Genomic DNA, 20,990 nt, shown 5'->3' on the forward strand with positions numbered 1-20,990 from the left:
GTGGGGAAAGGCTTTATCTGTGGCGGGGGGATTTTTATCTGTGGCGAGGGGATTTATCCCCTCACCACAAAAGCTAGTCATTCCATCACTGCAACCCAGTCCACTCGCTGACGAACTCCGCGGTATCTTCCTTCGGCGCCGTCCGCGCTTCTTTCTGCGGTGTGCCCAGGTAAAGGAAGCCAATCACCTCTTCCCCCACATCAAGACCCAGCCCCTTGGCCACGTGCGGCGAGTAGGCCAGTTCGCCCGTACGCCACACGCCCCCAACGCCTTGGGCATAGGCTGCCAGCAGGATCCCGTGGGCAGCACAGCCGGCGGCCAGCAATTGCTCGGATTTCGGGACTTTGAAATGGTCCTGCAAACGAGCGATCACCACCACGACCAACGGTGCCCGCAGCGGGCCATTGAGGGCTTTTTCCACAACCGCCTCGGAGACCAGCGGATCATTGAATCGCGCTGCGTCGGCCAACAGTTCGCCCATGCGATAGCGCGCCTGCCCTTCGACCGTCAGGAAACGCCATGGCCGCAACTGGCCATGATCGGGAGCGCGCATCGCTGCGGCGAACATGATCTCCCGCTGTTCAGGCGTGGGTGCCGGTTCCACCAGGCGTGGAACGGAAACACGGTTGAGCAAAGCATCGAGAGCCTGCATCGGCCATCTCCCTGAAAAAATGTTTGGCTATTCTAGTGTCCTGTACGGCGAGTCCGTTAGCGCAAATTGGCCGTCGACGCACACGCCAGTCGCGCCGGGTGCGGTTTACATGCCGCTTAGCGTGGGTAGAATGGCGCCCTCTCCTTTCACCCGAGCGGACTTCATGGCGTTGCCGACCCTGCGGATCATTGGCTTCATCATCGGCATATTCCTGATCACCCTGGCGATCTTCATGGTCGTGCCCATGGCCACCCTGTTGATTTTCGAGCGCACCGGCGACCTGCCATCGTTCCTCTGGTCCAGCATGATCACCTTCGTCGCCGGCCTGGCCCTGGTGCTTCCCGGACGCCCCGAGCATGTGCACCTGCGCCCGCGGGACATGTACCTGCTGACGGTCAGCAGCTGGCTGGTGGTGTGCATCTTTGCCGCGCTGCCATTCCTGCTGACCCAGCACATCAGCTACACGGACTCGTTCTTTGAAAGCATGTCGGGGATCACCGCCACCGGCGCCACAGTCCTGAGCGGCCTCGACACCATGTCCCCGGGTATTCTGATGTGGCGCTCGCTGCTGCACTGGCTCGGCGGGATCGGCTTCATCGGCATGGCGGTGGCGATCCTGCCGCTGTTGCGCATCGGTGGCATGCGCCTGTTCCAGACCGAATCCTCGGACCGTTCGGAAAAAGTCATGCCCCGCTCCCACATGGTGGCGCGGCTGATCGTGGCGTCCTACGTCGGCATTACCATTCTCGGCACCCTGGCACTCTGGTGGGCCGGGATGAGCCCATTCGATGCCGTCAACCATTCGATGTCGGCGATCTCGACCGGCGGCTTCTCCACCTCGGACCTGTCCCTGGCCAAATGGACCGAGCCGGCGGTGCACTGGGTCGCCATCGTTATCATGATCCTCGGCAGCCTGCCGTTCGCCCTGTACGTTTCGATGCTGCGCGGCCATCGCCGGGCGCTGATCAAGGACCAGCAGGTCCAGGGCCTGATCGGCGTGCTGCTGGTGACCTGGCTGGTGCTCGGCACCTGGTACTGGGCCACCACCGACCTGCATTGGCTGGACGCGCTACGGCACGTGGCTCTGAACGTGACATCGATTATCACCACCACTGGTTTCGCCTTGGGGGACTACAGCCTCTGGGGCAATTTCTCGCTGATGCTGTTCTTCTACCTGGGGTTCGTCGGCGGCTGTTCGGGGTCGACGGCCGGCGGGATCAAGATCTTCCGCTTCCAGGTCGCCTACATACTGCTGCGGGCCAACCTCATGCAACTGATTCACCCCCGTGCGGTGATCAAGCAGAAATACAACGGTCACCGCCTCGACGAAGAAATCGTGCGTTCGATCCTGACGTTTTCGTTCTTTTTCGCCATCACCATCTGCGTGATCGCCCTGCTGCTGTCGCTGCTGGGGGTGGAGTGGATGACGGCGCTGACCGGCGCGGCCAGCACCGTGTCCGGTGTCGGCCCCGGGTTGGGGGAGACCATTGGCCCGGCCGGCAACTTCGCACCGTTACCGGACGCCGCCAAGTGGATTCTGTCCGGTGGCATGCTGCTGGGCAGACTGGAAATCATCACGGTGTTCGTGTTGTGCATCCCGGCGTTCTGGCGTCACTGACCGCTTTGGCGAATCTCGCCGCCCGGTATTCGCCGGGCGTGGCATCGAACCAGCGGCGGAAGGCGCGAAAGAAATTGCTCGGGTCGGCAAACCCCAACAGATAGGCGATCTGCAGCAAGGTCATGGCCGGCTGCGCTAGGTACTGCTCGGCCAGTTCGCGACGGGTATCGTCGAGCAGGGCCTGGAAACTGGTGCCCTCCTCCTGCAAGCGCCGTTGCAGGGTGCGCTGGGACAAATGCAGCGCCTGCGCCACCACGTCGCGCTTGGGTTCGCCCTGGGGCAACAACCGACACAACACCTGGCGCGCCTTGTGGGTCACCCGGCTTTCCGAGAAGCGCGCCAGGTACTCACCGGCAAACCGGTCGTGGAGCTGCGCCATGGCCTCGTTGGCCGTGGGCAACGGTGCCTCCATGTCGGCCTGCTTGAAGACCAGCGCATCAAAGGGCGCACCGAACACCAGCGGCGCGCAGAACACCTGTTGATAAGGTGTCCGGTCGACCGGTTCGGCCCCCTGGAACAGCACCTTGACCGGATGCAGGGTACGTCCGGTCAACCAGTTGCACAGGCTCAGCGCACAGGCCAGAGACGCCTCGGTACTTTGCCGGGTGGTGGGGAGATGATCGCCGTGCACCGTCAGAATCAGCGCGTAGTTGCCTTCCATCTGGCGGATGCTCACATCGGCACTTTCGGCAATGATCCGCTGGTAACGCACCAGTCTCTGGAAACCTTCGATCAGCGTCCGGCTTGACATCAGGGCGTAACCGACCACATGGAACGACGCCGGGCGTACCACCTTGCCCATGTTCAGGCCAATGGCCGGGTTGCCCGACAGCTCCACCGCCCGTTGCCAGAGCCGCGTCATCGAATCCTGGGGGAAACGCGCGTCCGGATCTTCCAACGCGTCAAAGTCCAGCCCCAATTGATTGAACAGCACACGACAATCCAGGCCGTCCATTTCCAGCGCCTTGACAATCCCCATCGCCCAGCTTGAAGAAGTCGTTCGTTCGCTCATGACGTATCGCTTGCCTGACAAGCCGCAGAGTACGGCCGGATTTGCGAAGGATACTAAAGTGGCGCTCATTGTCACTGGCCGTTGCAGATGATCGCTCTAGACTTGAAAACAGAACCCTCACCAAAGAGCCAGCAGTCTTGGAAAACATCAGAGAATTCAAGAGTTTTGCCGACTTCTATCCGTACTACCTGGGCGAGCACAGCAACAGCACCTGCCGACGGCTGCACTTCATCGGCACCTCGCTGGTCATTCTGATTCTCATCCTGGCCGTTGTCGCAACGGCCTGGTGGTGGTTGATCGCCTTGCCGGTGGCCGGCTACGGCTTTGCCTGGGTCGGGCACTTCTTCTTCGAAAAGAACCGGCCAGCCACCTTCAAGCACCCGCTCTACAGCCTGTTGGGCGATTTCGTCATGTACCGCGACATGCTACGGGGCAAGGTTCCGTTTTAGGAAAGAGCCATTCCCTGTGGCAGGGCTCAGGCCGGTTCGGCGAGTTTGAGGGCCTTGAGCCGGGCTTCGCGCGCCTGGGCATCGGCCAGCCGGTACAACTCGATCGAGCCGTCCCAGTGTTCGATCAACGCCGTACAGGATTCGACCCAGTCGCCGCAGTTGAGGTATTCGACCTCCCCCACCTGGCGGATCTCGGCGTGGTGAATGTGCCCGCAGACCACGCCATGCAATTCGCGCTTCACGCACTCATGGGCGATGGCTTCTTCGAAGTCGCTGATGAAGCTGACGGCGGTCTTGACCTTGTGCTTGAGGTACGCCGATAACGACCAGTAGCCGTAGCCATAGCGAGCCCGCCAATGGTTGAGCCAGCGGTTGAGCGTAAGGGTGAATTCGTAGGCCCAATCCCCGAGAAACGCCAACCAACGGTGATAGCGGGTAATGACATCGAACTGGTCGCCGTGAATCACCAGCAGGTGCCGGCCATCGGCGGTGACGTGCACCGCCTCGTCTACCAATTGGATATTGCCCAGGATCAGCTTCGAATAGCGGCGCAGGAATTCGTCGTGATTGCCGGTGACGTAGATCACCTCGGTGCCACGCTTGCTCATGGTCAGCAAACGGCGGATGACGTTGGTGTGGGCCTGGGGCCAGTACATGCCGCCGCGCAGTTTCCAGCCATCGATGATGTCACCGACCAGATAGATCTTGTCGGCGTGATAGCCCTTGAGGAATTGCGACAAATGTTCGGCCTGGCAATCCCGGGTACCGAGGTGCACATCGGAAATCCACAGGGTGCGGACACGTTGCTTGCGGCTGGGTCTGGCGAGCTCGGCGCTGGTCATGAGCACCCCCTCTGATCGTTTTCACCACTGTGCACAGCAGCGGTTAATGGTCCGTGACAGGCACATGTCGATTACATGACAAGGCAACGCGACACACCTTCGGTTATGCTGGCGGCCTGCCCGGGAGACCGCGATGAGACCGATCCTCACGCTGCGCCACTACAGCCATGACCTGATTGTCCACAGCCACGACCACTCCCAACTGGTCTTCGGCTTGTCGGGCGCGCTGGATTTCGAGGTGGAGGGTCGTGGCAGCCAGGTGGTGCAGCAGAGCTTCGTGGTGGTGCCGGCCGGCGCTCATCATGCTTGCGGCAGCCCGCGCGGCAGCCGGTGCCTGGTGTTGGACGTCCCGGACGCTGAGTGGGTCGCTCAGTGCCTGGGGGATCACGCCGACGCCAGCCGGCGCTTGCTGGACAGCACCGCCCGCCGGCCCCTGGATGCTGGACAAAGCCAGTTGGTCAGCTGGCTCGCGGGAAGCCCGGTCAACGATCCGCTGATCGCCCAGCAAGGAGCGGTACTGCTGCTGGCCAGCCTGAATGGTACTCACCAGGAACCGACCGGTCGGCGGCGCCTGCCCTACGCAGCCCTCGACGCGCACATCGACCAATACGCCGCCTATCCCCTGCAAGTGGCGGACCTGGCCCGGATCGCGGGACTTTCCGCTGCTCGCCTGCATGCCCGTTTCGTCGCCGAATGCGGGCAGACGCCGATGGACTACATCCGCAGCCGCCGCTTGCACAAGGCTGTAGCGCTGCTGCGCGACTCGGACCTGCCCATCGGCGAGATCGCCAACCGGGTCGGCTACAGCTCCCAGAGCGCCTTCGCCGCGGCGATACTGCGCGAATTCGGCACCTCGCCGGGCAAACTGCGGCGCTGGCGCTAGCCTGGCGCTAAAAAACGCCAGGATCGCGACAGACTCGCACCTCTTCAAAGGTTTAAATATTCACCTGTGGGAGCGGGCTCGCTCGCGAACGCGGTGTATCCGTCAACATAGCAGCGGCTGACACACCGCATTCGCGAGCAAGCCCGCTCCCACAAGGGAACTGTGTCAACCGAGGGACATCAGTTCTTCACCTCCGTCAGCTTTGGTTTATCTGCTCTAAGGACTGCAATGACTCCCCGTACCGCCCTGGGCGCCCTGCATATCGGCGCACTGATGTTTGGCCTGACCGGTGTGTTCGGCAAACTCGCCGCCGCCTCGCCGACGATCATCGTCTTTGGCCGCGCCGTTTTTGCCGTGCTGGCCCTGACGGTGTTCGCCCGCTTCGCCAGCCATTCCCCATGGCAGAAACTCCGGCCGCGGGACGGCTGGCGGCTACTGCTCAGCGGACTGCTGTTGACTGGGCATTGGGTGAGTTTTTTCATCGCGGTGAAAGTCGCCGGGGTGGCGATCGCCACGCTGGGGTTTGCCAGTTTCCCGGCCTTCACGGTGCTGCTGGAAGGATTGGTGTTTCGTGAACGGATTCGGGCCAATGAAATCCTGCTGGTGGTGTTGGTGAGCATCGGCCTGGTGCTGGTCACGCCGGACTTCGACCTGGCCAGCGGCACCACCACCGGCCTGCTATGGGCAGTGGCATCAGGACTGCTGTTTTCCCTGCTGTCGCTGACCAACCGTGCCGGCGCAGGCTTCGTGCCGCCCGTGCAGGCGGCCCTGTGTCAAAACCTGGTGGTGGGGGTATGCCTGTTGCCGCTGGCCGCGCCACAACTGAGCGCGGTGCGTGCCCTCGACTGGCTGTGGATCGGCCTGCTCGGCGTGTTCTGCACCGGCCTGGCCCACAGCCTGTTCGTCGCCAGCCTGGAGGTGATCAAGGCCCGCACGGCGGCGGTGGTATTCGCCATGGAGCCGGTCTACGGCATCAGCATGGCCTGGCTGCTGTTCGGTGAGACCCCGACGTTGCGCATGCTGTCAGGCGGCGCGCTGATCATCGCCGCCATCGTGATGTCGAGCCAGCTAAGCGGCGCGAAAAAACCGATGGCTGGCAGTGAAGCGCCCTCTCACTGAACCCGGTCGTTGTGCCCCAGGTCCCGCTCCGGGTCGATCCGGTCACGGACCCGCTGCTTGAGCACCTTGGCCTCGGGGAAACCGCCGTCAGCCTTGCGCTCCCAGATCTGCTCGCCATCGCAACCGATGTGGAACACCCCGCCGGTGCCCGGCACCAGGGACACCTTGCCCAGATCGTCACCGAAGGTGCTGAGCAGTTCCTGGGCCAGCCAGGCAGCGCGCAGCAACCATTGGCACTGGGTGCAATAGGTAATGATGATTTCCGGTTTTTGCTCGGTCATTGCGGGTCGACTCGTGGCTTCGAAGGCGCCGCTATAATACTCGCCTTTGACCGTCCGCCCGAGACTGACGATGCGCCGCCTGCTGCCTTGCCTGTTCCTGTTGCTATTGCCCTTGTTCGGCCATACCAGCGAGCCCGCCGGCGAAACCTCGCGGCCGAAGATCGGCCTGGTACTGTCCGGCGGCGCGGCGCGAGGCCTGGCCCACATCGGCGTGCTCAAGGCCCTGGAAGAGCAAGGCATCAAGATCGATGCCATTGCCGGCACCAGCATGGGCGCCGTGATCGGCGGGTTGTACGCTTCGGGGTACAAGATCGACGAACTGGAAAAACTCGCCCTGGGCATCGACTGGCAACAAGCCCTGTCCGACGCCCCGCCTCGCAAGGACGTGCCGTTCCGGCGCAAACAGGACGACCGGGACTTCCTGGTCAAACAGAAACTGAGCTTTCGCGATGACGGCAGCCTCGGCCTGCCGCTGGGCGTCATCCAGGGACAGAACCTGGCCCTGCTGCTCGAGAGCCTGCTGGCCCACACCAGTGACACCCGCGACTTCGATAAACTGCCGATTCCTTTCCGCGCCGTCGCCACTGACATCGCCAGCGGTGAAAAGGTCGTGTTTCGCAAAGGCCACCTGCCCAAGGTGATTCGCGCCAGCATGTCGATCCCGGCGGTGTTCGCCCCGGTGGAGCTGGACGGTCGGTTGCTGGTCGATGGAGGCATGAGCGACAACATTCCGTTGGACGTGGCGCGGGAAATGGGCGTGGACATGGCCATCGTGGTCGACATTGGCACCCCGTTGCGCAATCGCAAGCAACTGGTCACGGTGGTCGATGTCCTGAACCAGTCGACCACGTTGATGACCCGACGCAACTCCGAAGAACAACTGGCAACGCTGAACAAAGGTGACGTACTGATCCAGCCGGCCCTGGCGAGCTTCGGTCCAACCGATTTTGGCCGGGCCCGGGACATGATCGATGCCGGCTACCGTGCCACACAGATCCTCAAGGCCCGCCTGGCACTGCTTCGCCCTGCCGAACCGACCGATGTCGAACTCATGGCGGCACGTACTCCCAGCCAGCGTACGCCGGTCATCACCGCCATTCGCGTGGAGAACGACTCGAAAGTGGGCGACGACGTGATTCGCTATTACGTTCGCCAGCGCATTGGCGAACCACTGGACCTGGGACGCCTGCAAACCGACATGGGCACGCTGTATGGCCTGGATTACTTCGAACAGGTGCAATACCGCGTGGTGCACAAGGGCCCGGATAACACGCTGGTGATCAGTGCCCGAGGCAAACGTACCGGCACCGACTACCTGCGGCTGGGGCTGAGCCTGTCGGACGACATGCGTGGCGACAGCGCCTTCAACCTCGGCGCCAGCTATCGGGTCAACGGTATCAACCGCCTCGGCGCAGAGTGGCTGACCCGGGCGCAGATCGGCGACAGGCAGGAACTGTACAGCGAGTTCTACCAACCGCTGGACGTGGGCTCGCGCTACTTCATCGCGCCCTATGGGCAATTCGAATCCCGCAACGTCGAGGCGATCCTGGACAACGATCCGATCGCCCAATACCGCGTTGAACGCTATGGCCTGGGCCTCAACCTGGGTCGGCAGATCGGCAACAGCGGTGAGATCCGTTTCGGCGTCGGCCAGGCCTGGGGCAAGGCGGATGTGCGGATCGGCGATCACAGCCAGCCCAGCGAGGATTTCAATGAAGGTTTCTACGAACTGAAATATTCGTTCGACTCTCTCGACAACGTGTACTTCCCCCACGAAGGCGAAGACATCGGCCTGACCTGGCGCCAGTACGAACCCGGGCTGGGGTCCGACCAGCGTTACCGCCAATGGGAGTTCAAACTGGACAAAGCCCTGAGCAGCGGGCCGGACACCTTCATTCTGGGTGGACGCTATGGCCGCACGCTCGACACCGCGCAAATCGTGACGTCGAGCTTCGTGCTTGGCGGCGCGCGGCAGTTGTCGGGTTTTCGCGAAGACGGGATTTCCGGGCAGAACATGAGCCTGATGCGCGCCGTGTATTACCGTCGACTGACGCCGCGAGCCTACCTGCCCCTGGACTTTCCGCTGTACCTCGGCGGCTCCCTGGAGCGCGGCCGGGCCTGGAACAACGACAACGAATTCGACAGCGGCTATATCAATGCCGCCAGTATTTTCCTCGGGTTCGACACGCCGTTGGGGCCGCTGAGTTTCAGTTACGGCTTTAACGACGATGATGAGCAGGCGGTATATCTGAACCTGGGGCAGACGTTCTGATCGGCTGTGCAGTTTCCAAAGGAATATTGGTTATCTGACAGGCCGCCTTCGCGAGCAAGCCCACATTCCTGAGCGTCCACAGAACTGGTGTGGGAGCGGGCTTGCTCGCGAAGAGGCCAGTTGAGGCCCCATCAATTTCAGCTGTCAGCGAATCCCGGCCAGCAGCACCCGGGCGGTCTCTTTGAGGGGTTCATCGCCTTCCTGGAGCAATTCTTCAAGCAGGGTGATCGCCGTCTTCAAGTCGCCATCATCGATGCAGTTCTGCGCCTGCTCCAGTTTTTCAGCGTGTTCCGGCGCTTCGGGTTCAAGGGACATGGACTCCAGGGACAGAGCCTCAGACTCAGGCTCGAAGGGCAGCGCTTCCAGCTCCAGCGACTGCTCTTCATTGGCAAACCCGTCGAGAAAGGCGTCGTCCAGCGACTCGGTTTCCAGTGGTGCACTCCATTGCAGCTCCGGCTCGTCGAACCCCGAAAGTGACAACTCTTGGGAGACGTCAACGGCAGGCGTCGCGCCGGCGTTTTTTTCCTCGATGTTGTCCTGTTCATTGGTCAGATCCCAATTGCTGTCCATGGACAGTGCATCCAGATCCAACTCGAATTCGTCGTCGGGCACGTGCACCGGCGCCGACACAGGAGCGAGGGCTTCAGGGGCTTGAGGCGCTGACGGTGTCACCACGGGTGCGGCAACCATCGCGACCTTCGGGTAACGCCCACGAATATCTTCCAGCGTCCTGGCATCGACGCCCTGCGCCGACAAGTGATGTTCCTGGGCCTGAAAGCCGATGGCATCGCCCTGCTTACCCAGTACCTCCAGCAACTTGAGGCCCAGGTCGGTGCGCTCCGGCTCTGCCAGCAATGCCGCCCGCAACAACCCCGCGGCTTCGATGAAGCGGCCATAGGTCAGGTAGATCCCGACACCCTCCAGCACGTCCCCCAACGGCGCATCACCGTTGTTGAACGACGAAGCGACCTCAGGCTGCTGCGTATCGGCCGCCGATGCGTAGGTTTCAGCGTTGTCTTCGAGCATCGGTTCGGGACGTTCCGGCATCGGCTGTACGTCGGCCTGCTCCTGTCGACGACGGATGAACAGCAGCAACGCAAGCAACCCCAGAAGAGCCACCAGCCCCGCCACCCATAGCCAATTGACACCCTCGGGCTCGGGCTGCTCTGCCACAGGTTGTGACGGCGTCACTGACTGCGACTCAACCACTGGTGCGTCCTTCGCCACCTCAGTTGCCGGAGGCACAGAGGGTGGCGCAGCAGATGTAGCCGGGACCGGTGGGACCTCGGCCAGTTTCGCCTGCAACTCACTGATCTGCTTGCGCTGACCAGCAATTTCTTCGTCCTGGGCCTGCAGTCGGGCCTGTAACTCGTCGATGGTTTTCTGTTGTTGCTGGTTCTGCAGCGCGCTGGCGGCCAGTTGCTCGTCCGCAGCGACAGCGGCTGGTGTGGCTGCCGTTTCTGCCGGGGACGGCAACACCGCCGAATCGGGCAGCAGCAGGCGCTGGCCGATGGAAAGTCGCTCGCTGCCCGGGTTCAGGGCCTGGATCCCTTGCATCAGTTCATGTATCGAAGCGCCGCTGCCGGCATCGTGCAGACGTTTGGCGATGAGCCAGGGGTTGTCGCCCTGCACGACGGTGTAACGCTTGCCCTGGGTCGCCGGGGGCGGCTTGATGGCTGGCGCCGACGGGGACCGGGGAGCAGCGGCAGGTTCGTCGGAAGCGGGCACGATACCTGGCGTACCCGGTGGGTCGATCAGCACGGTGTATTCATGCAAGAGCCGACCGTTGGGCTGATTGAGCTGCACCAGGAAATTGAGGAACGGTTCTTCCACCGGTTTGTTGGAAGTGACCCGGATGAAACTGCGCTCGCCACGTATTACCGGGGTAAAGCGCAGGTTACTGAGAAAGAACACCCGCTCCACGCCGGCACGCTTGAAGTCGTCCGGGCTGGCCAGGCTGGCTGACAGATCGGCCTCGCTGAGCCCGTCCGCATCGACCAGGGCGATATCGGCGCGCAACGGCTGGTTCAAGGCGGAATGGAGCGTGATCTCTCCCAGCCCCAGCGCAGAGGCCAAAGCCGGATACCCCAATGCACCCAAGACAACTGACACGTTGACCCAACTGCGCAACGTGGACTGCAAACTTTCAAGCATGGGTATCCCTTTCGATTCGAACGCTTCCAATACGATTGCTTAGTACTGGTTATAGTTCGCTAATCGCTGAATCTCAAAAGTCGGGATACCGCCGATATGCCTCAGGATTTTTCCAGATTGGCCAGGATCCTGCCGTGAACCCGCATGCACACCCGCATGTCCTCTTCGTCGATGCCTTCGAACAGCTCCCGACGCAGTTGCGTGGCAATGGTTTCAATTTGCTCGATCAACGGCCGGGCCGGGGCGCAGAGCACGATCTTCTTGGCCCTGCGGTCCTCGGCCACGGCCTGGCGCTGCACCAGCCCCTGGGTTTCCAGGCTGTCGAGCAAACGAGCCAGGGTCGGCCCTTCGACGGCAACGCTCTGGGCCAGTTCGCGCTGGGTCGGCGCGTGTTCGAAGCGGGCCAGATGCAGCAGCACCAGCCAGCGTGCCTGAGACAGGCCCAGTCCGGCCAGGCGGCGGTCCAGTTCGGCACGCCAGCCCCGGGACATCTGCGCCAGTTGCATGCCAAAACGGTGTTGATCGGTTAACGACATAGAAAACTCATTAGATCTGAAATAGGAGAAATACTAATTATTAGTCAGCTAAGCATGCACATTGGATTCAAGCAAGGCCCGCCCCGCACTGAATCGTTAAAGGCGTGCAACTTACTGATCAGACTTCGAATTCCGATTGCAACGCAGCCCTCACGCAATACAGGACCCCTTCCGGTACCCGGCCGACGAACAGCGCCGCCACTTCCGCCACCGTTGGCAACTCGCCTTCCCCATCCAGGAACGCATCCTGCACCTCGCCCATCAGGTCTTCGGGCAGGTCCAGGGCCTGCTCCAGCGACAATTGCTGCTGGCCTATGGCTTCGGCCAGCATCGTGTAGACGTTTTTCTCCGAGCACTGGAGCTGTCCGGCGATCTGCAACGGGGTCATGCCGGCCCGGGCCAGGGTGATCAGCTCATGACGTACATCGGCCACCGCCTTCGGCGCCTCGGCCTCGCCGCCCAGCACCTGGAGGAAGGCCTCGCCATAGCGCTCCAGCTTGCGCGCGCCAACGCCGCTGACCCGGGCCATCTCCGCCAGGGAAGTGGGTTGGCTGCGCAGCATCTCCAACAGCGTCGAGTCGGGGAAGATGACGTACGGCGGCACGGCGTGTTCCTCGGCCAACTTGCGTCGCAAGGCACGCAAGGCTTCCCACTGATCGCGCTCTTCGCCACGGACCAGTTGGCTGGCCTGGCTCTTGCTGCTCTTGACCGCGGTCGCCGGCTTGAGATCACGGCGCAGTTCCAGGCTCACCTCGCCCTTGAGCAGCGGCCGGCAGGTCTCACTCAGGCGCAGGCCGCCATAGCCTTCCAGGTCGATGTCCACCAGGCCGCGGGCCACGAGCTGGCGGAACAGCGAACGCCATTCACTCTCGGAGCGGGCCTTGCCGACACCGTACACCGACAGGTGCTGATGGCCGAAACTGCGGACCTTTTCGTTGTCCTTGCCCAGCAGGACGTCCACCAGATGCCCCACGCCATAGCGCTGGCCGGTGCGGAAAATGGTCGACAACGCCTGACGCGCCGGTTCGGTGGCGTCCCAGGTCTCCACGCCGTCGACACAGTTGTCGCAGTGCCCGCACGGCTGGGGCATGTCTTCGTCGAAATAGGCCAGCAAGGTCTGACGGCGGCAACGGGTTTCTTCACACAGCGAGAGCATGGCATCGAGCTTGTGCTGCTCCAGGCGCTTGTGGCGTTCGTCACCTTCGGAGTTCTGCAACATCTGCTTGAGCATCACCACGTCCTGAAGGCCATAGGCCATCCAGGCATCGGCCGGCAAGCCATCCCGGCCGGCACGACCGGTTTCCTGGTAATAGGCCTCGAGGGATTTGGGCAGGTCCAGGTGCGCCACGAAACGCACGTTGGGCTTGTCGATGCCCATGCCGAACGCCACGGTGGCCACCATGATCAAGCCTTCTTCATTGAGAAAGCGCTTCTGGTGGTAGGCCCGCAACTCGTTGGGCAACCCGGCGTGATAGGGCAACGCCGGAAACCCCTGGTCGCAGAGGAACGCCGAGACTTCATCGACTTTTTTTCGTGACAGGCAATAGACGATGCCCGCATCGCTGCGCCGCTCGGCGAGGAACGCCAGCAACTGTTTGCGGGGCTGCTCCTTGGGCACGATGCGGTAGAAGATATTGGGGCGGTCAAAGCTGGAAAGGAACCGCTCGGCGTCTTGCAAATGCAGACGCTCGACGATTTCTTCCCGGGTCCGTTTGTCGGCGGTGGCGGTCAGGGCGATGCGCGGTACATCGGGGAACAGCTCCGCCAGCTGCCCCAGTTGCAGGTATTCGCGACGGAAGTCGTGGCCCCACTGGGACACACAGTGGGCCTCGTCGATGGCGAACAGGGCGATTTCCAGGCTTTGCAGGAAGGCCAGCATGCGCGGCTGCACCAGCCTTTCCGGAGCCAGGTAGAGCATTTTCAGCTCACCACGCCGGATCCGCGCCGCCAGGTCGCGCTGCTGCTCGGCACTGAGGGTGGAGTTCAGTGAAGCGGCGGCAATGCCCAGTTCCTCGAGCGTCGCGACCTGGTCGTCCATCAAGGCGATCAGCGGCGAAACCACCACTGCCAGGCCATTGCGCAACAACGCCGGGACCTGGAAGCACAAGGACTTGCCGCCGCCGGTGGGCATCAACACCAGGGCATCGCCACCGCTGGCCACGCGCTCAATAATGGCACCCTGACGGCCACGAAAACTGTCGTAGCCGAAGATGTCCTTGAGGACGCGTTGAGCCTGTTCGAGCATAGAAACTCCAAAAATCACCGAAACATCCCTGCAAGGCTGGTTCAGAACCGAACATGCTGCACCGGGTAAATCGTAAGTGCGCGTTTCGAACCGCTGGGGCATCGCAGGGCATCACAAAACGCGGCAGTATACCCGAGGCCTTTCGTACAGAGGGTGTTGCTGACAAGAGGTGTTGAGATTCCGGAAGGCCAAACAAGGTCTCTGTGGCAGGCAAATCTGCCAAGCGGCTGGCCTGGGCGCTCAAGAAGGCCTAGAATTCCCGCATTGTTTATTCCCCCAAGGTAGCCTGTAATGTCCTTCGCTGAGCAACTGACCCGCCTGCAAGTCTTCCTCGACGCCGATGAGCTGCACGACGAAGCACTGGACTACGTGGCCGCTCACGGCTACCTGACCGCCCTGTCGATCTGCTCCGAGCAGGTGCCGGATCGCGAGTGGATCGATGCCCTCTTCGCCGAAGAGCCGCATTACACCGACGAAGCCCAACGCATCGAAATCGAAGCCACGCTGGTCGGCCTCAAGGCGCACATTGCCCGTCAACTGGCGTCCGACGAAGAATTCGAGCTGCCCTGCGAGCTGGACCTGGGCGATGACCCGGACGATTCGGAACTGCGTGGCTGGTGCATCGGTTTCATGGAAGGCGTGTTCCTGCGCGAAGCGGCCTGGTTCGAAACCGCCGAAGAGGAAGTCAGCGAAATGCTGCTGCCGATCATGGTCGGCTCCGGCCTGTTCGACGAGCAACCGGAGTTCTCCGACATCGCCGCCGATGCCAACCTGATGGACGACATGATCGTACAGATCCCGGAAGCCCTCACCGCGCTGTACCTGCTGTGCAACGCTCCGGACGAGAAGCCGGCGATCCTCAAGCCTCGTCACCACTAAGACGCAGCCTATGGACAACCCCATAGGCAACCGCCCCCTGATGTTGCGCTACGTGCTGCTGGCCATCGGCTGGCTGAGCGTGGCATTGGGGGTGATCGGGATTTTCCTGCCAGTACTGCCCACTACGCCCTTCCTGCTTCTGGCAGCGGCCTGCTTCGCCCGCAGTTCGCCGCGTTTCTACCAATGGCTGGTGGAGCACCCACGACTCGGGCCGTGGATCAAGGATTACCTCAGCGGCAACGGCATCCCGCTCAAGGGCAAGGTCTACGCCATCGGGTTGATGTGGGCGAGCATTCTGCTGTCGTGCTACCTGGTGCCTTTGCCGTGGGCACGGGGGTTCATGTTGACGAGTGCGGTGTTGGTGACGGTTTATATCCTCAGGCAGAAAACACTGTGCAAGCCCTGAAGGCAGCGGGTCGGGCACTGGATAACGTCGAACATCGCTAGCCACTCCGCCCTTGATCGTTCACACGCTCTGCGTGGGAATGCCTCAACGGACGCTCTGCGTTCGGCTCTTGGAGACGCAGAGCGTCCCAGGCTGCATTCCCACGCAGAGCGTGGGAACGATCAATCAACTGTGTTTATTGAGCTGTGGGACGCTGCTGGAGCGGGCTACACCGCCTTGCGCCATTGCCTACAAGTACGCCAGAATCCGCCGGCTTGTGCACCAGGGGGGCGAGATCTATCGTTTGCCGGTCGCTGACGAATCAGCGATCGGGTTTGGTAGCCCGTCCTCCACATGACGCACAGCGTCACCACCTTCAACGGTGTCTTTTTGGCATTCGTCTTATGGTGGCCATGCGCAGGGCGCCCTCGGGCGCGCCGGCTTTCCATGTGGTCCGGTCTACCAACCTTCGTATGGCCGCCACCCTAATGAGATGGTCAGCCCAGTACGGGAGCCTCGGTAAATCTAAACTTACCGGGGTTCTCACTGACTTGCGGAGACCTCGTTTGGTAGCGAGGGTGATGGCTCCTTTCATTACACATGGAGCTTCATCTTATGTTCAAAGTAACTCCCAATCCGCCAGACGCCGACCCCACATCCTCATATGACAAAGCCGCCGATCGCGCCCTCGACTTTTACCTGAACCCCAAACCGAGCGAGTCCGAGATCAATCCGCCCTTCGATCAGCTCTTTGCCGTCGTCAATGGCATCGAGACTGAAGTCCTGCTCGCCAACCTCAGCGAAACCCTGGCCTCGGCCAATGCCATGGTCAGTGATCTGGCCTTCGAGCTGAACGGTTCCCGGCGGCATGTGGCGTTGGGTATCCAGCAATTGATTGAACTGGGCGCATTGCTCGCGAACCGGGCACTGGACAATGTCGAACATCGCTAGCCACTCCGCCCTTGATCATTCCCACGCTCTGCTTGGGAATGCCTCAACGGACGTTCTGCGTTCGGCTCTTGGAGACGCAGAGCGTCCCAGGCTGCATTACCACGCAGAGCGTGGGAACGATCGAAACCCGGAAACGGCGGGTTTGCCATTTCAGCTCAGCTCACACCGTATCCACCTTCAATGAATGATCATTCAACATCCCATTGATGATGGTCGCCGTGTCCGCCCCGCCTGCAATCATCCCGCCCGCCCCCGGTGTCACGCCATAGTGGCTGGCGAGGTCGACGCCGGCCAGGTCGATGGTCTGGTTCGGCGTGGCGCCGGCAGTGGCGCTGACATCGATACTGGTGATGACCGAGGCGCCGCTGCCGGTGACGGTGAAGTGCAGGTAGTCGTCCAGGGATGCACTGGTGCCATTCTCTCCCAGCAGCAGCTGTGACAGGTCAAGTTTGTCGAGACCGGGGGTGAAGTCGGTGATCACGTCATGGCCGCTATTACCTGCCATCCACTGGAAGGTATCGGCGCCGCTGCCGCCAGTGAGGGTGTTGTTGCCCAAGCCGCCGATCAGGATGTCATCGCCGCCACCGCCATTGAGCACGTCATGACCCAACCCGCCGTCGATGCGGTTGCTGGCCCCGTCACCGGTGAGGGTGTCGTTGAAGTTCGAGCCGATGAGGTTTTCGATGCCGCCCAGGGTGTCGCTACCGGCGCCTAGCGTGTTTTGCGCGGCGAGCAGGCCCAGGTTCACCGTGACGCCGGCGCTGGCATGGGCGTAGCTGGCGGTGTCGTTGCCGGTGCCGCCATCGAGCAGGTCATTGCCCGCGCCGCTGTAGAGCAAATCGTTGCCCGCTCCACCGTGCAAGGTGTTGTTGCCCGAGCCGGCACTGAGGATGTCGTTGCCCTCTCCGCCGTTGAGGAGGTTGTCGCCATTGCCGGCCAACAACACGTCGTCTCCCGTGGTGCCGGTCAACGTATGGCCCGCCTGATAGCTGATGCTCACCGCCGCACTGTCGCTGCCGCCGTGGTTATCGCTGGCGGTGTAGCTGCCGTGGTAATCCGGTGTGCTGTCCTGGGCGCCGGCATAGTTGACGGTCAGGGTCAGTTGATAGTTTTCCGCGGCGTTGGCGTTGCCGCCACCGGGGTTGGGGATGTTGGTGAGGTGGATCTGGTAGTTGCCGTCCGCTGTCGCTGTGAACGAAGCCCCATCGTTGATCGCGATGAACGGTCCGCCATTGAGGGAATACTCCATAGCAATGCGACCGGCCGACAGATTGTGGTCCAGGGTCAGGGTTTCACCTTGCTTGAGACTGATGTTGAGGCGATCCTCATCGTTGGTATTGTTGTTGGACACCATCCCCAGTGCACCGCTGACCACCAGCACCGCCGTCATGGCGGCGGCATTGGCGACGAAGGTACTGCGGTCGAGATTGATCGACTGCACGTTGTTGCCGGTGAAGCTGACCGTGCCAGTGCTGCCGGTGAAGTCCGCGCCTTTGCCGACCCAACCGGTGTTGAAGCTGGTGGGTGCAGCGGTCAGCGGATCGCCATTGGCGTCACTGTCGTTGCCCAGCAACAGTTCTCCCGGTACCACGATATTGCCCGACAGCACGTTGGTGATGACGTTGTCGTCCATCGCCACGGGTGGACTGTTAGGCACGACGTTAATCACCAGGCTGGAACTCGCCAGGTCGCCATCGTTGTCACTGACGGTGTAGGCGATGTTTTCGCTGATCACCGTACTGGTGGTGGTCTGAGAGGTGTAGCTGTACTCGCCGCTGTCGAGGTTGATCACCAGCGTGCCGTTGTGGGCGGTGGCGATGCTCACGCTGTTGTTCACGCTGTTGAACGTGCCATGGTTGGCCCCGCCACTGGCCGTCAATGCACCCTGACCACCGTTGGCGGCCGGGTCATAGCTGTACGTGGTGCCATCGACCACCAGGCTTTTGACATAGCCTCCGTCGGCGCCGAACGTACCGCCCTCGCCCAACAGGCTGCCGGTGACCGGCACGCCTTGCACGGTGCCGGACAATACCGAGTTGAGCTGGTTGAGATCGGTCACCACTACGGCGTTGGTGTTGGTATGGGTGCTGCCATCGTAGGCCAGTGGGTCGAGGTTGGCATTGCTGACGCCACTGCCCAGGCCGATGGCGTAGTTCTTGATGCCGTTGGCGTCGAGGAAGGCTTTCCAGGCGGCTTCGTCTGCCGCACCGGTTTCCTGGCCCGACGTCGGTTTGCCGTCAGAGAAGAAGTAACCGATGTTCTGCGCCCCGGTCAGTTGCCCGGAGGTGACGAACGCAGTCTTGGCCGCCGCCACTGCCGCATCGTAGTTGGTCCCGCCGTCAGCCGTCAGGCTGGTGAGGAGCGTCTTGGCCGTCGCGACATCGACCCACACCGAAGTCTGGTCGGTGGCACTGCTGCTGAAGGTCACCAGCTGGACCTTGACGTCTCCCAAGTCATCGTACTTATCGAGCAAGTCGCTGATGGCCTGCTTCGCCAGGTCCAGCCGCGAAAGCCCTGGTACGCCGGAAGCATCGGCCATGCTGCCGGACACATCGAGCACGATCAGCAGGTTCGAATCGATCTCCACCGCCGTCACTGAACGTTCCGATGCAACGGCGCTGGGCACATCGTCGACGATGCTCACCACCAGGTTGCCGGTAACGGTGTTGCCCCGGGAATCCGTGGCCTGATAGGTGAAGCTTTCGCTCAAGACGTTCGGACCGTCATTGGCGTGGGGGGTCGTCGTGGCGGGCGAGGTCAGGGTGTAGGTGTAGGAGCCGTCAGGATGGAGCAGCAGTTGACCATAAGCCCCCGTGGCGTTGCCCACCAGGGTGAAGGTCACCGCGCCAGTGGCACCCGACACCGAACCGACCAGGCTGCCGCTGGCCGTTTCGCCGGTACCGCTCGGATCGCTGCCAGTGACTGTGCCAGGGGCCAGGTCCTGGCCGTCCTGATTCAGATCGAGGGCTTTTTCATAGACGGTAATGTCGTGGTCCGTTTCGGCGACAAGGCAGCTGTTGTGTACATCGATGGTGATCGTAGTGGTGCTCTCATCCCCATCGCCATCGCGCACGGTGTAGGTGAACACATCCGTGGCGCCGGGTGCGCCGACGCTGTCCGGGTTGCTGTGGTAGACCGCGTTGCCATTGGCATCCAGGGTCAGGTAGCCGTAGGTACCGTTGATCTGGGTGTTCAGACCGCCAACAACCGGGGTTGAAGTGTCGCCGCCAACCCGTACGCCGATGACGGTACCGCCGTCGGCGCCGAGCACGTCGTTGTCCAGCACGTTACCGCTGACCGTCCCGCCCTCCACCACCGCGGCTGTGTCGCAATAAGCATTTGGCACATCGTCGACGATGTTGATGACGATGGTGCTGGTGACGGTGTTGCCCAAGGAGTCCGTGGCTTGATAGGTGAAACTTTCACTGAGCGCGTTCGGGCCATCATTGGCATTGGGCGTTGTCGTTGCGGGCGAGGTCAGGGTGTAGGTGTAGGAGCCGTCCGGGTTGAGTAACAACTGCCCGTGGGTGCCGGTGGCGTCGCTCACCAAGGTGAAGGTCACGGCGCCAACGGCACCGGTTACCGCCCCCACGAGACTGCCGGTAGCGGTTTCACTGGTGGCGCTCGGGTCGCTGCCGGTGACAGTGCCGGGGGCCAGGTCCAGGCCATCCTGATTCAGATCGAGGGCTTTTTCGTGGACGCTGATGTCTTGATCCGGCGTGGCGACCAGGCATACGTCGTGTACGTCGATGGTGATGGTAGTGGTGCTTTCATCACCGTCGGCATCGCGCACGGTGTAAGTGAACACGTCCGTGGCGCCGGGGGCACTGACGCTGTCCGGGTTGCTGTGGTAGACCGCGTTGCCATTGGCATCCAGGGTCAGGTAGCCGTAGGTGCCATTGATCTGGGTGTTGAGGCCGCCGATTGCCGGGGTCGAGGTGTCGCTGCCGGCGCGTACGCCGACTACCGCGCCACTGGCAGCGGGCCCATCGGCACCGCCCACGTCGTTGTCCAGAACATTGCCGCTGACTGTCCCACCTTCATTCACCGAGGCGGAATCGGCGTGGGCAGTGGGCAGGTCGTCAACGATGTTCACATCGAGATTACCGGTGGCCGTGGTGCCGTTGTCATCGGTGACCACGACGTTGAATTGCTCGCTGAGACTGTTTGCGCCGTTGGCGTTTGGATGAGCTTCGTTGTCCAGCAGGGTGTAGCTGTAGCTGACTACCCCGGTGGCCGCGTTGAAGCCGGTGATGGTCAGGGTGTTGCCCAGCGCCGTTGTGATGGACTGTGGAAAACCTGCCGCCACGCCACCGCTGACGACAGTGATGCCGCCGACGCTCAAGGTCTGCACGCCGTCCAGCGCGGTCACGGTGAAGGTGCCGCTTTGGGTCAGGGCTGGCGCATCCGGGCTCGTGCCGTCGCCGAGGTTTTTCTCCTGCACCGTCAGCTCACCGCCCTCGGTGTCCAGGCCGGTGATAATCACCGGATCGTCATTGTTGTGCACTTGCAGCACCAGGTTTGCAGTGCTGGTATCGCCGTCCGCATCGGTCAGGGTGTAGGTGAAGGTCTCAGTGCCGTTGCCGCCACCGTGCAGATCTTTGAAGTCCGTATCGGCGGGGTTGAGGGTGTAGGTGTAGGAACCATCGGCGTTGAGCACCAGGGTGCCGTAGGTGCCGGTGAACGTGCCCGGTGTGATGGGGCCCGACGCA

At 62.1% G+C, this 20,990-nt stretch carries 16 protein-coding genes; 8 read left to right on the forward strand and 8 right to left on the reverse strand.

Annotated features, from left to right (window positions below):
- Positions 1 to 85: 85 nt before the first annotated feature.
- Positions 86 to 652, reverse strand: coding sequence for an NAD(P)H nitroreductase (locus tag FBY02_RS13510; RefSeq protein ID WP_144928313.1), 567 nt, complete (start codon positions 650 to 652; stop codon positions 86 to 88).
- Positions 653 to 815: 163 nt separating this feature from the next.
- Here FBY02_RS13510 and FBY02_RS13515 point away from each other — a divergent pair, with 163 nt between their 5' ends.
- On the forward strand, positions 816 to 2,270 hold the full coding sequence (locus tag FBY02_RS13515; RefSeq protein WP_144928373.1) for a TrkH family potassium uptake protein: 1,455 nt from the start codon (positions 816 to 818) through the stop codon (positions 2,268 to 2,270).
- Here the strand turns inward: FBY02_RS13515 and FBY02_RS13520 are convergent.
- Positions 2,227 to 3,282: an AraC family transcriptional regulator gene (locus tag FBY02_RS13520; RefSeq protein WP_144928315.1), complete on the reverse strand. Its 1,056-nt coding sequence runs from the start codon at positions 3,280 to 3,282 to the stop codon at positions 2,227 to 2,229. The genes FBY02_RS13515 and FBY02_RS13520 overlap by 44 nt on opposite strands.
- 137 nt (positions 3,283 to 3,419) lie before the next feature.
- Here FBY02_RS13520 and FBY02_RS13525 point away from each other — a divergent pair, with 137 nt between their 5' ends.
- Positions 3,420 to 3,731 carry an Mpo1-like protein gene (locus FBY02_RS13525; RefSeq protein ID WP_144928318.1) on the forward strand — a complete coding sequence of 104 codons (312 nt, stop codon included), beginning with the start codon at positions 3,420 to 3,422 and terminating at the stop codon, positions 3,729 to 3,731.
- A gap of 26 nt (positions 3,732 to 3,757) precedes the next feature.
- Here the strand turns inward: FBY02_RS13525 and FBY02_RS13530 are convergent, their stop codons facing one another.
- Positions 3,758 to 4,573 carry a UDP-2,3-diacylglucosamine diphosphatase gene (locus FBY02_RS13530; protein WP_144928320.1) on the reverse strand — a complete coding sequence of 272 codons (816 nt, stop codon included), beginning with the start codon at positions 4,571 to 4,573 and terminating at the stop codon, positions 3,758 to 3,760.
- 133 nt (positions 4,574 to 4,706) lie between these two features.
- Here FBY02_RS13530 and FBY02_RS13535 point away from each other — a divergent pair, with 133 nt between their 5' ends.
- Both FBY02_RS13535 and FBY02_RS13540 read left to right on the forward strand, forming a co-directional pair.
- On the forward strand, positions 4,707 to 5,456 hold the full coding sequence (locus FBY02_RS13535; protein WP_144928322.1) for an AraC family transcriptional regulator: 750 nt from the start codon (positions 4,707 to 4,709) through the stop codon (positions 5,454 to 5,456).
- Positions 5,457 to 5,684: 228 nt separating this feature from the next.
- Positions 5,685 to 6,575, forward strand: a complete 891-nt coding sequence (locus FBY02_RS13540) for a DMT family transporter (protein WP_144928324.1) — start codon at positions 5,685 to 5,687, stop codon at positions 6,573 to 6,575.
- Here FBY02_RS13540 and FBY02_RS13545 read toward each other — a convergent pair.
- Positions 6,569 to 6,856 carry a SelT/SelW/SelH family protein gene (locus FBY02_RS13545; protein ID WP_144928326.1) on the reverse strand — a complete coding sequence of 96 codons (288 nt, stop codon included), beginning with the start codon at positions 6,854 to 6,856 and terminating at the stop codon, positions 6,569 to 6,571. The two genes, FBY02_RS13540 and FBY02_RS13545, sit on opposite strands and share 7 nt — an antisense overlap.
- A 70-nt stretch (positions 6,857 to 6,926) precedes the next feature.
- Between FBY02_RS13545 and FBY02_RS13550 the strand changes: the two genes are divergently transcribed.
- Positions 6,927 to 9,128, forward strand: a complete 2,202-nt coding sequence (locus FBY02_RS13550) for a patatin-like phospholipase family protein (RefSeq protein ID WP_144928328.1) — start codon at positions 6,927 to 6,929, stop codon at positions 9,126 to 9,128.
- Positions 9,129 to 9,272: 144 nt separating this feature from the next.
- On the opposite strand, the gene FBY02_RS13555 is transcribed toward FBY02_RS13550, so the two are convergent.
- The 3 genes from FBY02_RS13555 to recQ form a co-directional block, all read right to left on the reverse strand.
- The gene (locus FBY02_RS13555; RefSeq protein WP_144928330.1) at positions 9,273 to 11,282 is read right to left on the reverse strand and encodes a FimV/HubP family polar landmark protein; all 2,010 of its coding nucleotides are present in this window, start codon (positions 11,280 to 11,282) and stop codon (positions 9,273 to 9,275) included.
- 101 nt (positions 11,283 to 11,383) lie between these two features.
- Positions 11,384 to 11,818: a MarR family transcriptional regulator gene (locus FBY02_RS13560; protein WP_041023344.1), complete on the reverse strand. Its 435-nt coding sequence runs from the start codon at positions 11,816 to 11,818 to the stop codon at positions 11,384 to 11,386.
- 118 nt (positions 11,819 to 11,936) lie between these two features.
- Entirely contained in the window at positions 11,937 to 14,063 is a 2,127-nt protein-coding gene (recQ, locus tag FBY02_RS13565; RefSeq protein ID WP_144928332.1) for a DNA helicase RecQ, read from the reverse strand.
- Between the two features lie 291 nt (positions 14,064 to 14,354).
- On the opposite strand from recQ, the gene FBY02_RS13570 reads away from it, so the two are divergent.
- The 3 genes from FBY02_RS13570 to FBY02_RS13585 all read left to right on the forward strand — a co-directional run bounded on the left by FBY02_RS13570 (position 14,355) and on the right by FBY02_RS13585 (position 16,278).
- A complete protein-coding gene (locus FBY02_RS13570; RefSeq protein WP_139647302.1) occupies positions 14,355 to 14,942 on the forward strand; it encodes a YecA family protein in 588 nt (195 codons plus the stop codon).
- Between the two features lie 10 nt (positions 14,943 to 14,952).
- On the forward strand, positions 14,953 to 15,348 hold the full coding sequence (locus FBY02_RS13575) for a YbaN family protein (RefSeq protein ID WP_144928334.1): 396 nt from the start codon (positions 14,953 to 14,955) through the stop codon (positions 15,346 to 15,348).
- Positions 15,349 to 15,942: 594 nt separating this feature from the next.
- Positions 15,943 to 16,278: a DUF6124 family protein gene (locus tag FBY02_RS13585; RefSeq protein ID WP_144928338.1), complete on the forward strand. Its 336-nt coding sequence runs from the start codon at positions 15,943 to 15,945 to the stop codon at positions 16,276 to 16,278.
- Between the two features lie 160 nt (positions 16,279 to 16,438).
- Here FBY02_RS13585 and FBY02_RS13590 read toward each other — a convergent pair.
- Positions 16,439 to 20,990: S-layer family protein (locus tag FBY02_RS13590; RefSeq protein ID WP_256667327.1), on the reverse strand; the 4,552-nt coding region annotated here is incomplete at its 5' end.

It is taken from the genome of Pseudomonas sp. SJZ078 (genome assembly GCF_007828255.1).
GTDB lineage: Bacteria > Pseudomonadota > Gammaproteobacteria > Pseudomonadales > Pseudomonadaceae > Aquipseudomonas.